Origin of the sequence: Luteibacter sp. ME-Dv--P-043b (assembly GCF_030209605.1) — a bacterium.
Classification (GTDB): Bacteria; Pseudomonadota; Gammaproteobacteria; order Xanthomonadales; family Rhodanobacteraceae; genus Luteibacter.
In genome coordinates this window covers 107,480-123,135 of record NZ_JARVRT010000003.1, presented here as the reverse complement: position 1 = coordinate 123,135, position 15,656 = coordinate 107,480, and the positions used below count along the sequence as shown (strand labels likewise).

The 15,656-nt window shown below is 67.4% G+C and carries 15 protein-coding genes; 9 read left to right on the top strand and 6 right to left on the bottom strand.

Features of this window, described 5'->3' with window-relative positions; genetic code table 11:
- Positions 1-4 precede the first annotated feature (4 nt).
- Genes pgaB through pgaD form a run of 3 tightly spaced genes read left to right on the top strand, consistent with a single transcriptional unit; the run spans position 5 to position 3,623 of the window.
- Complete coding sequence (gene pgaB / locus QRN34_RS02060) at positions 5-1,879, top strand: poly-beta-1,6-N-acetyl-D-glucosamine N-deacetylase PgaB (protein WP_285401504.1); 1,875 nt, start codon at positions 5-7, stop codon at positions 1,877-1,879.
- Positions 1,876-3,126, top strand: coding sequence for a poly-beta-1,6-N-acetyl-D-glucosamine synthase (gene pgaC / locus QRN34_RS02055; RefSeq protein WP_285401503.1), 1,251 nt, complete (start codon positions 1,876-1,878; stop codon positions 3,124-3,126). The genes pgaB and pgaC overlap by 4 nt, the downstream gene beginning before the upstream one ends.
- On the top strand, positions 3,123-3,623 hold the full coding sequence (gene pgaD, locus QRN34_RS02050) for a poly-beta-1,6-N-acetyl-D-glucosamine biosynthesis protein PgaD (RefSeq protein ID WP_285401502.1): 501 nt from the start codon (positions 3,123-3,125) through the stop codon (positions 3,621-3,623). Before pgaC ends, pgaD begins: the two co-directional genes overlap by 4 nt.
- Here pgaD and QRN34_RS02045 read toward each other — a convergent pair.
- Genes QRN34_RS02045 through QRN34_RS02020 form a run of 6 tightly spaced genes read right to left on the bottom strand, consistent with a single transcriptional unit; the run spans position 3,602 to position 9,680 of the window.
- Entirely contained in the window at positions 3,602-4,681 is a 1,080-nt protein-coding gene (locus QRN34_RS02045) for a cyclopropane-fatty-acyl-phospholipid synthase family protein (protein ID WP_285401501.1), read from the bottom strand. The genes pgaD and QRN34_RS02045 overlap by 22 nt on opposite strands.
- On the bottom strand, positions 4,678-5,466 hold the full coding sequence (locus tag QRN34_RS02040; RefSeq protein WP_285401500.1) for a DUF1295 domain-containing protein: 789 nt from the start codon (positions 5,464-5,466) through the stop codon (positions 4,678-4,680). Before QRN34_RS02040 ends, QRN34_RS02045 begins: the two co-directional genes overlap by 4 nt.
- Positions 5,463-6,698: a cyclopropane-fatty-acyl-phospholipid synthase family protein gene (locus QRN34_RS02035; RefSeq protein ID WP_285401499.1), complete on the bottom strand. Its 1,236-nt coding sequence runs from the start codon at positions 6,696-6,698 to the stop codon at positions 5,463-5,465. Before QRN34_RS02035 ends, QRN34_RS02040 begins: the two co-directional genes overlap by 4 nt.
- Positions 6,695-7,465 carry a DUF1365 domain-containing protein gene (locus QRN34_RS02030; RefSeq protein ID WP_285401498.1) on the bottom strand — a complete coding sequence of 257 codons (771 nt, stop codon included), beginning with the start codon at positions 7,463-7,465 and terminating at the stop codon, positions 6,695-6,697. The genes QRN34_RS02035 and QRN34_RS02030 overlap by 4 nt, the downstream gene beginning before the upstream one ends.
- Positions 7,462-8,727, bottom strand: coding sequence for an FAD-dependent oxidoreductase (locus tag QRN34_RS02025; protein ID WP_285401497.1), 1,266 nt, complete (start codon positions 8,725-8,727; stop codon positions 7,462-7,464). Before QRN34_RS02025 ends, QRN34_RS02030 begins: the two co-directional genes overlap by 4 nt.
- Before the next feature lie 2 nt (positions 8,728-8,729).
- A complete protein-coding gene (locus QRN34_RS02020) occupies positions 8,730-9,680 on the bottom strand; it encodes a fatty acid desaturase (RefSeq protein ID WP_285401496.1) in 951 nt (316 codons plus the stop codon).
- A gap of 151 nt (positions 9,681-9,831) precedes the next feature.
- Here QRN34_RS02020 and QRN34_RS02015 point away from each other — a divergent pair, with 151 nt between their 5' ends.
- The 6 genes from QRN34_RS02015 to QRN34_RS01990 all read left to right on the top strand — a co-directional run bounded on the left by QRN34_RS02015 (position 9,832) and on the right by QRN34_RS01990 (position 15,602).
- Entirely contained in the window at positions 9,832-10,392 is a 561-nt protein-coding gene (locus tag QRN34_RS02015) for a sigma-70 family RNA polymerase sigma factor (RefSeq protein WP_285401495.1), read from the top strand.
- Positions 10,389-11,126 (top strand): anti-sigma factor, encoded by a 738-nt coding sequence (locus QRN34_RS02010; protein ID WP_285401494.1) that lies wholly within the window; start codon positions 10,389-10,391, stop codon positions 11,124-11,126. The genes QRN34_RS02015 and QRN34_RS02010 overlap by 4 nt, the downstream gene beginning before the upstream one ends.
- Positions 11,127-11,201: 75 nt before the next feature.
- The gene (locus tag QRN34_RS02005; protein ID WP_285401493.1) at positions 11,202-12,692 is read left to right on the top strand and encodes a GGDEF domain-containing protein; all 1,491 of its coding nucleotides are present in this window, start codon (positions 11,202-11,204) and stop codon (positions 12,690-12,692) included.
- A gap of 3 nt (positions 12,693-12,695) precedes the next feature.
- Complete coding sequence (locus tag QRN34_RS02000; RefSeq protein ID WP_285401492.1) at positions 12,696-13,172, top strand: hypothetical protein; 477 nt, start codon at positions 12,696-12,698, stop codon at positions 13,170-13,172.
- On the top strand, positions 13,169-13,765 hold the full coding sequence (locus QRN34_RS01995; protein WP_285401491.1) for a YigZ family protein: 597 nt from the start codon (positions 13,169-13,171) through the stop codon (positions 13,763-13,765). Before QRN34_RS02000 ends, QRN34_RS01995 begins: the two co-directional genes overlap by 4 nt.
- Before the next feature lie 73 nt (positions 13,766-13,838).
- Entirely contained in the window at positions 13,839-15,602 is a 1,764-nt protein-coding gene (locus tag QRN34_RS01990; protein ID WP_285401490.1) for an ABC transporter transmembrane domain-containing protein, read from the top strand.
- Positions 15,603-15,656 lie beyond the last annotated feature (54 nt).

Genomic DNA, 15,656 nt, shown 5'->3' with positions numbered 1-15,656 from the left:
AGCCATGCGTCCGCTGCTGTTCCTGATGATGTTGTGCGGGGTGGCCCTTTCGGCCGCCGCGCAGCCGGCCGCCCTGCCGCATCCCACACTGATCGTGCTTGCTTACCACGACGTACGCGACGATGTAGGCAACCCGGCCGACCACGATCCCGATGCGACGAGCACCGATCACCTGATCTCGCATTTCGACTGGCTGCGCGCCAACGGCTACCACATGGTCAGCCTGGCGCAGGTGGTCGATGCCAGCAAGGGCGGCACGCCCCTGCCTCCCGATGCCGTCCTGCTTACCTTCGACGATGGCCTGGTCAGTTTCTACACCCGTGTCTATCCCTTGCTGCGCGCTTACGGCTACCCCGCCGTGCAGGCGTTGGTCGGCTCGTGGATGGACATGCCCGACGGCGAGCACATGCCGTACAACGGCGGCGACTGCACGCGCGCCTGCTTCCTGACCTGGGACCAGGTCGCCACGATGCAGGCGTCGGGGCTGGTGGAATTCGCCTCGCATTCGTGGGCGATGCACCAGGGCCAGAACGGCAACCCCCAGGGCAACCAGATGCCCATGGCCGCGTCGCTGTTCTACGACAACGCTACCCGGCGGTACGAAACCGAATCCGACTACGCCGCACGCGTCCGCAAGGATCTCTCCCACAGCGCCGACGAGATCGCCGCGCACACCGGTGTGCGTCCGCGTGCCGTGGTCTGGCCCTACGGTGCCTTTACGCGCGTGGGCCGCGACGTGGCCAGCCGGCTGGGCATGAACGTCTCGCTGAGCCTCGGCGACAGCCTGCCCACCCTGGTGCCCGGCAAGACCATTCCGCGGCTGCTGGTCGGCGGCAACGTCACCGCCAACCGGCTCGGCTGGCTCATGCGCCACCAGGCACGGGTCGATGCCACGCGCGCCGTGCAGGTCGACCTCGACTACATCTACGATGCCGACCCCGCGCAGCAGGACCGCAACCTGTCCAAACTGCTCGACCGGATCAAGCGCATGCATCCGAGCCAGGTGTGGCTCCAGGCCTATGCCGACCCCGACGGTGACGGCGTAGCCGATGCCGTCTATTTTCCCAATCGCCACCTGCCGATGCGCGCCGACCTGTTCTCCCGCGTGTCCTGGCAGCTACGCACCCGGGCAGGCGTTCGCGTGTATGCGTGGATGCCGGTGCTGGCGTTCCGCTTTCCCAAGGGCAAGGACCTGCCTTCGCTCGCCGGCGAACCCGCGCACGGCGGCGATCATTTCCGGCTGGCACCCTACGATCCGCGTGTCCGCCAGATGATCGGCGACGTCTACGAAGATCTTGCCATGCACGCCGACGAAGCCGGCATCCTGTTTTCGGATGATGCCTACCTGCGCGATACCGACCACCTTGGCCCGTGGGCAAAGAACACCCCGGCGCAAAACACCCAGGCCCTCATCGATTTCACGAAGGCACTGACCGAGCGCGTACGTCGCTGGCGCCCGCAGGTGCTGACCGCCCGCAACCTGTACGCCCGTCCGGTACTTCAGCCACAGGCCGAAGCGTGGACGGCGCAGAGCCTGCCTGCGTTCGTCGCCGCCTACGACATGACCGCTATCATGGCCATGCCACAGCTGGACCAGCAGCCGGATCGCGCGTCGTGGTACAGCCAGCTCACCGCGCGCGTGGCAGCCGTGCCGGGGGCGATGGAACGCACGCTGTTCGAGTTCGCCACGATGGACTGGCGCACGCACACGCCCATTCCCGACGCCGAGCTGACGGCACACATGCGCGAGGTGCAGGCCCAGGGGGCGCGCCACATCGGCTACTACCCCGACGACTTCCTGCACAACCGGCCGGACCTGGAAACGATCCGCCCCTTCATTTCCGCCTCCGACTATCCCTACGAGGAGCCGAAGCGGTGAATGGCGGCATCCTGCACGCGTTTCTCGAGTTCGCGTTCTTCTATCCCCTGGCCATGTCGCTGATCTGGATGAGCGGCGGCCTGATCTATTTCATGCGCTGGGAACGTAACGAACCGGTCCGCGTGCACCCGCCCGCACTGGATGCCTACCCCAAGGTGTCGCTTGTGGTGCCGTGCCACAACGAAGGAGAGCAGGTGCGCGAGACCATCGCGCATCTTGCCTCGCAGCAATACCCGGATTTCGAGATCATCGCGATCAACGACGGCTCCGCCGACGATACCGGCGCCCAGCTCGACCAGCTGATGGACCAGTATCCGGCGCTGCGCGTCATACATATGGCCAGCAACCAGGGCAAGGCCATGGGCCTGCGTGCGGCGGCGCTCGCCTCCAACGCCGACTACCTGGTCTGCGTGGACGGCGACGCGTTGCTCGACGACTTTGCGACGCACTGGCTGATCTCGCACATGCTGGACAGCCCGCGCGTGGCAGCGGTGACCGGCAATCCGCGCATTCGCAACCGGTCGACGCTGCTCGGCAAGCTGCAGGTTGGCGAATTCTCGTCCATCATTGGGCTGATCAAGCGCGCGCAGCGCGTCTACGGGCGTATTTTCACGGTGTCAGGCGTGATCGCCGCATTCCGCAAGAGCGCCCTGCACGACGTCGGCTACTGGAATACCGACATGGTCACCGAGGACATCGACATCAGTTGGCGCTTGCAGATGCGCCACTGGGAGATCCGCTACGAACCCAATGCGCTGTGCTGGATACTCATGCCAGAGACCATCCGGGGCCTGTGGAAACAGCGGCTGCGCTGGGCCCAGGGGGGTTCCGAAGTCCTGTTGCGTTACACCGGCAAATTGATGCACTGGCGACAGCGACGCATGTGGCCGGTTGCGCTGGAATATGTGATAAGCCTGATCTGGTCGTACACCATGGCCACCATCGGCGTGCTGTGGTTGCTGGGCAAGTTCATCGAGCTGCCCCGTGCCTGTTATGTCCAGACGTTGCTGCCGCAGTGGCACGGCGTGGTGCTGGGCGTGATCTGCCTGACCCAGTTTTTCGTCAGCCTGCTGGTGGATCGCCGCTACGAAACCCGCATCGGCCGCAACTATTACTGGATGATCTGGTACCCGCTGGTGTACTGGTTGCTCAACACCGCCACCTCCATCGTGGCCATGCCCAAGGCGCTGATGAAACCCCGGGGCAAGCGTGCCGTGTGGATCAGTCCGGACCGCGGACTGCGATGAAAGCCGAAGCCATCCTCATCCAGCATCCCGAGCGCCAGTCGCGTACACGGCGGACGCTGTTCGGCGTGATCACCATCGTCGCCTGGCTGGCCTGGGCATTCCTCTGGCTGCCGCTTTTCACGTTCGTGGCGTGGGTTTTCGGCGTGCGTTCCGTGTGGCTGCAGTTCTACGTCGAGCATCGCATCGGCGATGGCGGCGACATCGACGCCATCTTCCTGGTCGCCCTGCTCAGTGCACTGACCATCACGGCCTGGTCGACGTACAACCGCGCCCGATTCACCGGCAGGCAGAAGCGTCGCGGAAACATGCCCTTCGGCGTGGAACAGACGGCCACACGGATCGGTGCAAGCGCTGCCGATGCCGTGCGCCTGCAGGCACATCGGCGTGGCGTGATCGACGTGGCCGACGACGGACGCATGACACTGCGGGACGCCAGCAACGCACCGCCCCGACAAGCCGGGGATACGGCGAAGGCTCAGCCCCGTACGAACCGATAGTGCGCCACCAGCCACTCCTGGCCATCGTCGTAGCCGAACAGTTCGGCGCACGACATCCAGAAGATCCGCCAGCGCTGGAACCACAACCCGGCCGCATCGCCATACGCCTCGCGCAACACGGTCATCACCTCGTCGCGCGCGGCATCCTGGTTGGCCAGCCAGTGATTGGCCGTGCGCTCGTAGTGGGTGCCGTCCACATGCCAGCGTTCTTCGATGCGCAGGTCGCGCTGGAACCACAACAGGGTGTCAGACGCGGGCATCAGCCCGCCGGTGAAGAAATGCCGACCCATCCAGTCGTTGTCGCCGTCCGTCTCGAACGGGTACATGAACTGACGGTGGGCGAAGATGTGCACGAACAGCTTGCCGCCCGGGCGCAACCACGTGGCCACGCGTGACAGCAGCGTCTCGTAGTTGCGCATATGCTCGAACATCTCCACCGACACGCAACGGTCGTAGCCGTTCGCGTCCAGATCCAGTGTGTTCACGTCGGTCGTGATGACCTTGACATTGTCCAGGCCCAGTTCGGCACAGCGCGCCTCGATATGCCTGCGCTGGCCGCTAGAGTTGGATACCGCGGTGATCCGCGCGTTCGGATAGAGCCGCGCCATCCACAGCGTGAGCGAGCCCCAGCCGCAGCCCAGCTCCAGGATCGACTGGCCGTCGGCCAGTTCCGCGCGGCGTCCGTACACCTCCAGCATCGCTTCCTCTGCCTGCGCCAGGCTTTCCGCACCGGACGGATACAGGCAGCCGGAATACTTCAGGCGCGGCCCCAGGCACAGCTCGAAGAAACGTGCGGGAAGCTCGTAGTGCTGGCCGTTGGCCGCATCGGTATGCACGGCGACAGGGCTCTGCCGCAACGCGTCGATACGCTTCTGGTAGCGCGCGGCGACGGCGGACAGCCCGCCCTCGCCTTCCTCGCGCAGGCGCGCCGCGCAAAGGCTACGGATACCGCGGCGAATCAGGGCGTCAGGCAGCATGCCCCGCTCGGCAAGACCGAGCAGGCCGCCGGCAGCGCGATCCTCGCGGGAGTAACCGTTGGCTTCGGCTGTCGTGTTCATGCGTCGTCGCTCTTTCGGGAAGGAAACCAGGGGAAGAACATGGGCGTGTCGCGCTGGTAGCGGCGGTATTCCTCGCCGCGCGAACGCAGCGCCTGGGTTTCCGTATACGGCACGCCGCTGACGAAACGCAGGAACAGGAACATCACCACCGGACCACTGAGGGCAAGCCACCACACGGGCGAGCCGACCGCCAGCGCCACGTAGGCAAACCAGTGCAGCCACTCGAAGAAATAATTCGGATGCCGCGAATAGCGCCAGAGGCCGTCGCGGCAGGTCTTTCCCCGGTGCGTCGGTTCGGCGCGGAAGCGGGCCAGCTGGCGATCGGCGAGCGACTCGCCCGCTACGCCGATCACCCATATCGCGATCGCCACGACGATCATCGGCAGGTTGGCCTCCGGGTTGGCGGCCACGGCCGTGAAGGGCACGGCGAACATCGCCACCAGGAACGCCTGGAACTGGAAGAAACCGAAGAACTTGCCCTGGTGACCCTGCCAGTGTTCGCGCAAGGCGCGGTAGCGGCCATCCTCCGGCTCACCCCGGACACGTTTCCACAGGTGCCATGCTAGGCGGACACCCCAGGCGCCGCCGAGCACGGCCAGCACCGCACGGGTAAGCGGTGCACCGGCGCCGGCCAGGGCCGCCCACACGGCCGACCCGCCCACGCCGACCGACCACAGTACGTCGACGATGCCGGCGTTCTTCTTCCGCCACTGCCATGCCCAGCCCGCGGTCATCACCCAGGCGGCGACCAGCCAGATCACCAGGAAGGTATGCCAGACGCTCATGCGAGCCTCGGCTTTTCGAGGAGCAGGTGCGACACGCCGATGGATCGCTCGATGAAACCGCCTTCGCAGTAGGCGAGGTAGAACTCCCACATGCGCATGAATCGCGTGTCGAAGCCCTGCTCGCGCACGTCGGCCAGGCGCGCCATGAACCGCACGCGCCAGGCATGCAGCGTGCGTGCGTAGGAGGCGCCGAAGTCCTCCAGCCGCACCAGCGCGAGATCGGATGCGCGTGTCTTCGCCGCCAGCATGCCCTGCACCGACGGGATGAAACTGCCCGGGAAGATGAATCGCTTGATGAAGTCCACCGAACGCAGGGCCTGCGCGTAACGGTGGTCCTCGATGGTGATGGCCTGGAGCAGCACACGCCCGCCGGGACGCAGCAGGCTGGCGATCTTGGCGAAATAGGTTTCCTGGTAGGCCGCGCCGATGGCCTCGATCATCTCGATCGACACCACCTTGTCGTAGCTGCCGGTCAGGTCGCGGTAATCCTCCAGCAGCAGGGTCACGCGGTCGCCCAGCCCGGCCTCGGCCACGCGCGTGCCGGCCAGCGCGAACTGCTCACGCGAGATGGTCGTGGTGGTTACGTGGCAACCGTAGTGACGGGCCGCATGGATGGCGAAGCCGCCCCAGCCCGTGCCGATCTCCAACACCCGGTCGCCGGGCTTCAGGTCCAGCCACTGGCAGATGCGGTCCAGCTTGCGGGTGGACGCCGTTTCCAGGTCGTCGTCTTCACCCTCCCACAGCGCCGAGGAATACATCAGGTCGGCGGACAGGAACAGGCGGAAGAAATCATTGCCTAGATCGTAATGGGCGGCGATGTTGCGCTGGCTGCCCACGCGCGTGTTTTCGCGCAGCGCGTGCCAAGCCTTCATCGCCAGGCCGCCCACGCGCGCGAGTCCGGTTTCCATGCCATCGAGACGATCCCGGTTGCGCACCAGCAACCGGATCAGGCCGACGAGGTCGTCGCAGGTCCACAGGCCATCCATGAAGGCTTCGCCGGCACCGACACTGCCGTTGGCCGCCACGGCCCGGTAGAAGGCCATGTCCTTCACGTCCAGCCTGACATCGGGCGCACCCTCGACGAACTCCCCCAAGGTGGTGCCCCCGAGCGCGTCAAGGATGGTGAGGCGGCCATGCCGGAGGCCCGCCATGCGTGACAGCAGCATGCGCCGCAGGAAGCGGTGGCTGCGCGAGTCGGCGATGAATTCTTCCGTGCGGGCGATGCGGTTCATGGTCGTGAGCCTTGCTTCATCGGGTGGTCGTGAACGGGGTTGCGCTTGAGCCACAGGCGCAGGGCCTGGAAATGGATGGCGCCGACCACCTGCGCGGTCATCAGGGGATAGCGCCAGAGCACGCGAGCCAGCGAGGCGGCACAAAGCGGCCGCCTATGCAGGGACAGGTGCGCGTCGAATTCACGCTCGCCGTCCCGCAGTACGTCCATGTGGACGCTCAACCGTACATCCGGCGCGGTGAAGCGCCAGCGGTAGGTGCGGTCCATCGGCATGAACGGTGACACGTGGAAGACCTTGTCGAAGTCGGCGTCGATGGCGTGGCCACCGGATGCCGTGACGGGCAGCACATAGGTATGGCGCTCGCGCCACGGCGTGTTGGTGATCTCGGCGACCACGCATTCCAGCGTCGTGCCGTCCACCGCATAGCAGTAGTAGAACGTGACCGGGTTGAACACGATACCCGCATAGCGCAGGTGGGTCAGCACGCGCACGGGGCCGGCGGGCCGGCGGCCGGTCACCTCGCCAGCGCGGTCGCGTACCGCGTCGGCCAGCGACGTGGCCGGGTCGCCGTAGTAATCCGACCGACGAAACTCGGCCACGTTGCGCCGGTTCGTCGACCACAGCCAGCGACCGGCGAACACCCGGTCCACTTCGTCCAGGTCCAGGAACAGCTGGGCCATGCGATAACGGAACGCATGCTCATGCGGCGCATGGCGATGGTGCGTCACCACGCCCTCGTACACCGCACTGGCAAGGGACGTGTTCACGCCACGACCTCGGCACGACGGGCGACCACGGCATCGAAGTCGTGCGCCAGTTCGACGGCGCTGCGCATGCCGTCCTCGTGGAATCCCCAGCCCCAGTACGCGCCGGCGAACCACGTGCGCCGCCGGCCCTGGATCTCGTTCCGGCGCGCCTGTGCCGCTACCGATGCGTGGGTATAGACCGGATGGTGGTAGGTCATGCGACGCAGGATGCGCGACGGATCGATGGCCTCGGTGCGGTTCAGCGTCACCACGAACGGTTCGGGCGCCTGGATACCCTGCAGCAGGTTCATGCAATAGCTGACCGTACAGGCCGCGCCCGGCCGGGCCGGAATGAAGGCGTTCCATGCGGCCCATGCCTTGCGCGAGCGCGGCAGCAACGAGGCATCGGTATGCAACACGGTCTCGTTGGGCTGGTAGGTCATGGCGCCTAGGACGGAGCGCTCGGCGCCATCGGCATCCCCCAGCAGCGCCAGCGCCTGGTCGCTGTGGCAGGCCAGCACGAGTTCGTCGAACGCGTGGGTGCCGCCGTGCGTTACCACCTCGACGGAGTCCGCGTGGCGCCGCACGCCCACCACCGGCGTATTCAGCCGCTCGGTCACGTGCCAGCGAGCGCGCAGCGCATCCACGTAGGTGCGGGAGCCACCCTCCACCACGCGCCATTCGGGGCGGCCCGCGATACGCAGCATATGGTGGTTGGCCATGAAGCGAACCAGGTACTTCGCCGGAAAGCCAAGGATCGACGACGACGGCGACGACCATAACGCGCAGGCCATCGGCACCAGGTGTTCGTCGCGAAAGGCCGCGCCGTAACCGTGGGCCTGGAGGTAATCGCCCAGCGACGGTCCCTGCCCGTCGACGTCCAGCAGCGCCGGTGCCTCGCGATAGAAACGGAAGAGGTCGCGCAGCATGCCCAGGAAGCGCGGCGAGACCAGGTTGCGTCGCTGGCAGAACAGCGTGTCCAGCGTGGCGGCGTTGTACTCCAGGCCACTGGCCTCGCTGCGCACCGAGAAACTCATGGTGGTCGGCTTCGTCGCCACGCCCAGTTCGTCGAAAAACGCGGACAGCAGCGGATAGTGCGCCCGGTTGTGCACGATGAAACCGGTGTCCACGGCATACTCGCGCCCGCCCTGGACCACGCGATGGGTGTGCGTGTGTCCGCCGGGATAATCGTTGGCTTCGAACAGGGTGACGTCGTGGTGCCTCGACAGCAGCCACGCGGAGGCAAGTCCGGCAATGCCCGAGCCGACGACCGCAATGCGCATGCTCAACCCCTTGCCTTGACGGATACCCAGGCGGGGATCGGCTTCAGGTCATGCACCAGCCCCAGCCACGACATCACCACCAGGCCGTAGTAGGTCATGTCGATCTCCCACCAGCGAAAACCCTGGCGAACGGTGCCGGGGAAGAAGTGATGGTTGTTGTGCCAGCCCTCGCCGAACGTGATGAGGGCCAGCCACACGTTGTTGCGGCTGTCGTCACGTGTATCGAAACGCCGCTTGCCGTACCGGTGGGCCAGCGAGTTGATGGTCACCGTGGCGTGGAACAGCACGGTGGTGGAAATGAAGAACCCCCACACCAGCATCTGCCAGCCATTCGTACCCAAGCCCGGCGCCACGTGCTGGAGCAGCTTGCCCAGCCCGAACAGGGCGATGGCCAGCACGACGGGAATGGCGGTATCGAAGCGATCGAGCCAGCGCAGTTCCGGATACACGGCCAGGTCGGGCACGCGCTCGATCTCGGTGCGGAAGCCACGGGGCGTCAGGAACCAGCCCGCATGGCTCCAGAGGAATCCGTGCACGGAGGGCGAATGCGGGTCCAGCGTCGTGTCCGTGTGCCGGTGATGGTTGCGATGATGGGCCGCCCACCAGAGGGGACCACGCTGCACACAACTGGCACCGATGAGGGCGAAGACGAACTGCACCGCCCGGGATGTGCGGAAGGTGCGATGGGAGAAATAGCGGTGGTAGAAACCGGTCAACGCGAACATCCGCACGGCGTACAGCGCCAGCGCGACCCCTACCGCCACCGTCGACACACCCGTCCAGATCGCCCCGAAACACGCCAGGTGCATCACCACGAACGGCGAGGCGCGCAGCCAGTCGATCCGATCGGCACGGGCATCGTCGCCGGCATCCGCGACCGAGGTGTCGAACCAGCGGCGCCACGCTGCCTTGCGACGCGGCAGGGGGACGTTGCGGGTGGCGTCGATGGGCATGGGGACAGGGGCTCCTTGGGTTTCCGGATATATACGGGATGGTGCTGCAAAAGGATGCACATGCCCGGCTACGCTGCCCCCGACACCCGGTTCATGCTATAGATCGTGGTGCACCGTTGACCGGCCCCGTCCGACCAAGGAAACCCGACGCATGCCCGCCACCAGCCCCGCCGAGCGCGACGAGCTGAACCGATTGCTGCTACGCACCGCCGAAGGGGACGAACGCGCCTTCGCCGAGCTCTACCGCCGTACCTCGCCGCGCCTGTTCGGCGTCTGCCTGCGGGTGATGAACGATCGCGACGAAGCGGAAGAAGTGCTCCAGGAGGCCTTCGTCACCGTATGGAAGCGATCCGGGAGTTTCGATCCGGCCCTGGCCAGCGCGGTTACCTGGCTGCTGACCGTGGCCCGTAACAAGGCGATCGACCGCCTGCGCCAACGCCCGGACCTGCGCCAGGCGCACGATGTCGACTTCGACGCCCTGGTCGACGATCGCCCCGGACCCGCCCATGACGCGGAAAGCGACCAGGAGTACCGCCGCCTGCGCGCCTGCCTGTCCGAGCTCGAACAACAGCAGCGTCGCTCGATCCGTGAAGCCTTTTTCGGTGGCGCTACGTATAACGAGCTGGCGGAACGCGCAAAGGTGCCCCTGGGCACCATGAAAAGCTGGGTCCGCCGCGGTCTCCTGCAGCTCAGGGCTTGCCTCAATCCATGAACAGTACTTTCGAATCGGACAAGGACAACCTGCGGTATGCCGAGTACGTACTCGGCCTGCTGGATGCGGACGCGCGCGCCGCGGTCGCCAGGGAGGTGGAAACCAGCCCGGAGGCGGCCGTCGCCGTGGGCCTCTGGCAGCGACATCTCACGCCGCTCGCGCTGGAGATCGCCGACGAGGCACCGCCGGCCCACGTGTGGGCCGCGATCCGCAGGCGCCTGGGCCTGGATGCTGCGCCATCGCGCAAGCCCGACCGTGCCTGGGACAGCGTGGCACTGTGGCGTTGGCTCGGCATGGGCGCCACGGCCGTGGCCGCCTGTCTGCTGGTGCTGACCCTCACCCGTCCCGGCGTGCCGACCACGGCGCCGGTGGCGACGACGGCACCGGCACCGGCCACGCTGATGGTCGCCACCATCGCCACCGACCATGGCGTGGCCGGGTGGACAGCCACCATGGACATCGAACGTAGCGAACTGTTGCTCGTGCCCGCGACACCCGAGGCGATCGCCGCCGATCGCAGCACCGAACTCTGGCTGATCCCCGAAGGCGGCAAGCCCATATCGGTGGGCGTCTTCGCACCCTCCGATCCCAAGCGCATCCACCTGGACAAGTCGTTGCTCGACCGACTCGGCCCCACGGCCGCCCTGGCCGTTTCGCTGGAACCGTCGGGCGGCTCGCCCACCGGCCAGCCCACGGGCCCGGTCATCGCCAAGGGCGCCATTCGCGCGGCGTAGCCACCCGCAGGCGCTCAATCTTCCCTCATGCCTGCCGTTACCACTACTGCGTCGCAGGCCGGGAGAAGCACGCCAATGAAAGCGCTCATCGCCGCGGTCCTCATCGTCGCGGCCCACGTTGCCGGCCTTGCGCTGATGCCCTCGCGCGGCATGACCGTGTCCTACGTGTTCTTTTTCGCCGTGGCGTCGCTGGCCGTGGCTGGCACAGTGCGCGCGTTCCGTCGCTCGGGCACGCCCGGCGACCGCCGCTGGTGGCTGCTCACGGCCAGCCTGCTGCTTTGGACCATCGGCATGGGATTGTCCGCCCGGCAGGACTACACGCTGGACAACGCCAACCTGGCACCCGGCGACAGCATGTTCTTCTACATCCTCTACGTACTGCCGGTGCTGGTGGCGGTATCGTCCGCGCCGGTGGCGGCCCGCAAGTACTGGGCGCTGGGCATCGACCTGGTACTGGCGTCCCTGCTGGGCGTGCTGTTCTACGTGCGCACCTTCTCCATCGTTTCCCTCCAGGGCGCCATAGGGCCGCAACAAGCCATCGACGTGGCCTACATGCTCGACTTCGAGAACGCCTGCCTCGCGGTGGCGGCATCGTTGCGCTTCCTGGCCACGGACCGCGCCGACGACCACGCCTTCTTCCGTTCGGTCACCGCCTTCTTCGTCACCTATGCGCTAGCCGGCTTCTTCTACAACCACTTCGTCGCACTCGGCGGCAACCCGAATTTCGGCACGTCCCTGTGGGATGTCCTGCTCGACGTGCCCTTCCTTGCGCTCGTGACGACGATGGCGGCCCGCCTGCCGCAAAGGCACTGGCACGCGCCGGTCTACCTCGTCCGCTTCGTGCAGAGCGCCAGCCCCACCTTCCTGGCCATGAGCGTGCTCGGCTTCGGCCTGATGGTCATTCCCGGTTATCCCTCGCTGGGCATCGCGGGGGCGATCGCCGCGGTCATCGGCATCGGCCTGCGCGGTACCCTGGCGCAGGTGGACCTGGTGGAAGAGGAGTACCGACTCTCACGCAGCCGCGAGGAACTGCAGGGGCTGGTATTCATCGACAGTCTTACCGGCCTGGCCAACCGGCGCGCGCTGGACGAGCGGCTGTTGCGCGAGTGGCACCGCCCCGGCCAGCGCGAACCCATCGCCCTGCTGATGATGGACGTCGACTATTTCAAGGAATACAACGACCGCTACGGCCACCTCGCCGGAGACGACTGCCTGCGTGCGCTGGCGGACACGCTGACCGCACGCGGCCTGCGTCCCAGCGACTTCATCGCCCGCTTCGGCGGCGAGGAGTTCGCGGTCGTGGCCCCCGGCACGCGGCTGGACGATGCGCTGGCGCTCGCCGAGGATCTTCGTTCCCAGGTGGAGGCCCAGGCGATCCTGCACCCGACCAGTCCCTTCGGGATATTGACCATCACGATCGGCGCAGCGGCGATGCATCCGACCGCGAACAGCGGTCCGCTCGATCTGCTCAATGCCGCGGATCGCGCCCTGTACCGGGCCAAGGAAGCCGGGCGCAACCGTGTCGGCGGCGCCGTCGAACCCCGCCCTGCCACCTCGCGGGCCTGACGCATGTCGCGACGCTGGCTCCGGATCGCCGGTGCGGGCATCGTGCTCGTGCTGACCCTCGTGGGGGGCCTCGCCTGGCGCACGCGCGATGCCCGACCGCTGGAGCTGCGTCCCGAGGGGGCCTTGTCGGGATCGCCCGGCATCTCACCGGCGGGAAGCGTGCCGCCGCGGGCGACACCCGCCGTCGAAAGCCGCGCCCCTGTCGGCGGCGCGCCTGCGGCCGGCACGCCGCCACCTTCCAGCGCGGCACCCTTGTCCGGCCTTTCACCCCGCAGCGCAACGCGGGCGGGCGATGGCACGCCGCGGGACGAAGCGCGGTATCCTGCGACACCCGTGCTGCCACCGGACGATGCCGTCGGCGAGATCCGCCGGCTGCTCGGGCGCGGTGAACGCGCCGAGGCCTTGCGCCAGCTGCGTGACCTCCGCCGCCGGCACCCCCGTTACGACCTGCCCCAGGACCTGCTCGATATCCACCCATGAGTGTGCCGCTGGATACCCTCGCCGCATCGTGGCGGCATGAGGAAGACATCAGGAAAAGCCGTTTCCTCGCCCAGGCCGCCCCCGTGGCGTCGGCGGAAGATGCTCTCGCCTGGTTCGCGACCGCCGGTGATGCGAACGCCACGCACAACTGCTGGGCCTACCGGGTGGGCGACGCCTACCGCTTCCATGACGATGGCGAACCCGGCGGCACGGCCGGACGTCCCATCCTGCAGGCGATCGACGGACAGGGCTGCGACCGCGTGGCCGTGCTGGTGACGCGCTGGTACGGCGGCATCAAGCTGGGCGCGGGCGGCCTCGCCCGTGCCTACGGCGGCAGCGCGGCCGAGTGCCTGCGATTGGCCCCGCGCACGCCGATCGTCCCGGTCGGCCGGCTGGGCCTGCACTGCGACTTTGCCGAGCTGGCCCTGGTCACGGCACGGATACGCGACATGGAAGGAACGGTCGAGGACGAAACCTTCGTGGCCGACGGTGCCGACCTGGTCGTGAGTGCGCCGCTGGATCGCCTGGATGCGCTCGCGGCGCGTATCGTGGACCTCTCGCGCGGCCGGATCGCGCCGAGGCGCGTCGACTGAGCCGCGCCCGCACGTTGAATACGCCCTCGCCCGGCCCCATCCGGTGGCGGATGACTCACAGAATGGATCACGCATGACGGTCGAGCGCAGGGAAAAGTCGAAGAAGGTCGGCGTGCTCCGCAACCTCTGGCCATTCCTCCGTCCGCACAAGGGGTTGGCCATCGGCTGGCTGGTGTTCCTGGGGATATCCTCCGGCGCGTCGCTCACCCTGCCCGTCGCCGTGCGACACATCATCGACCACGGCTTCCTTGCCTCCAACCTGGCCTCCATCAACGGCACCTTCCTGGGCCTGTTCGGCGTCGCCATCGTACTGGCCATCGCCACGGCGGCCCGCTACTACTGCATCGCGCTGCTGGGCGAGCGTTCGCTGGCCGAACTGCGCAGCTCCCTGTACCGCCACGTCATCGGCCTGGACGTCGGATTCTTCGAAAGCACCCGCGTGGGCGAACTCACCTCGCGCCTGGGTACGGATACCGAGGTGGTGCAGACCCTGATCGGCTCCGGCATTTCCGTGGCGCTGCGCAGCGCGGTCATGCTGATCGGCGCCGCCGTGGCCATGGCCTGGACCAGCCCGCGCCTTGCAGGGCTCACCGCCCTGGTCATTCCTGCCGTGATGCTGCCCATCCTGGTGTTCGGTCGTCGCGTGCAGAAGCTGTCACGCTCCAGCCAGGATCGTATCGCGGATGCGGCGGCCGTCGCCAACGAAACCCTCAACGCGGCCCAGGCGGTCAAGGCCTATGCGCGCGAGCCCACCGAAAGCCGGCGCTACTCGGAGGCGATCGCCCTGGCGCTCGCCACGGCGCGTCGCCGTATCGGCATGCGCTCGCTGCTCACGGCGGCTGTGATCGTGCTGATCTTCGGCGCGATCACGCTGGTGCTCTGGGCCGGCGCGCGCGACGTCATCGCGGGCGAGCTCGCCCCAGGCGTGCTCAGCCAGTTCGTGCTCTATGCGATCTTCGCTGCCGGGTCCGTGGCCGGGCTTTCCGAGGTGTGGGGCGACGTGCTGCGTGCCGCCGGCGCGATGGAGCGTATCGGCGAGCTGTTCGCCGAAACCGCTACCATCGCCACGCCCGCCGCCCCGGAACCGCTGCCCACGCCCGTCACCGGCGCCTTGCGTTTCGACCACGTGCAGTTCCGCTATCCGTCACGTCCCGACGTGGCGGCGCTGTCGGATTTCGACCTGAGCATCGCGCCGGGCGAAACCGTGGCGCTGGTGGGGCCGTCGGGTGCGGGCAAGAGCACCGTGCTGAGCCTGCTGCTGCGCTTCCACGATCCGGTGTCCGGGTCCATCCGCCTGGATGGCGTCGACCTGCGCGCACTGGCCTTGCCGGAACTGCGCGGCGCCATCGCCCTCGTACCACAGGAGACCGTGATCTTCGGCGGCAGCGCCGCCGACAACATCCGTTTCGGCCGCGAGGACGCGACCGACGACGAAGTGCGCGAGGCCGCACGCCTTGCCGAAGCCGACGGCTTCCTTGCCGCCCTGCCCGACGGCTACGACGCGGCGCTGGGGGAGCGCGGGGTGCGGCTGTCCGGTGGACAGAAGCAGCGCATCGCCATCGCGCGGGCGATCCTGCGCGATGCGCCGTTGCTGCTGCTGGACGAGGCCACCTCCGCCCTCGACGCACAATCGGAAGCGGCCATCCAGCAGGCGCTGGAACGACTGGAAAAGGGCCGCACCACCCTGGTGATCGCGCATCGCCTGGCCACCGTGCAGCGTGCCGACCGCATCGTGGTGATGGACGGTGGCCGCATCATCGCGCAAGGCACGCATGAATCGCTGCTGCGCGAGGGTGGCCTCTACGCGGAACTGGCGCGGTTGCAGTTCGTCGCCTGACCCGCCGCGTTTCCGGCGTGCGCACGTCGCGTTGACGCGCGGCTGCCTAACGTC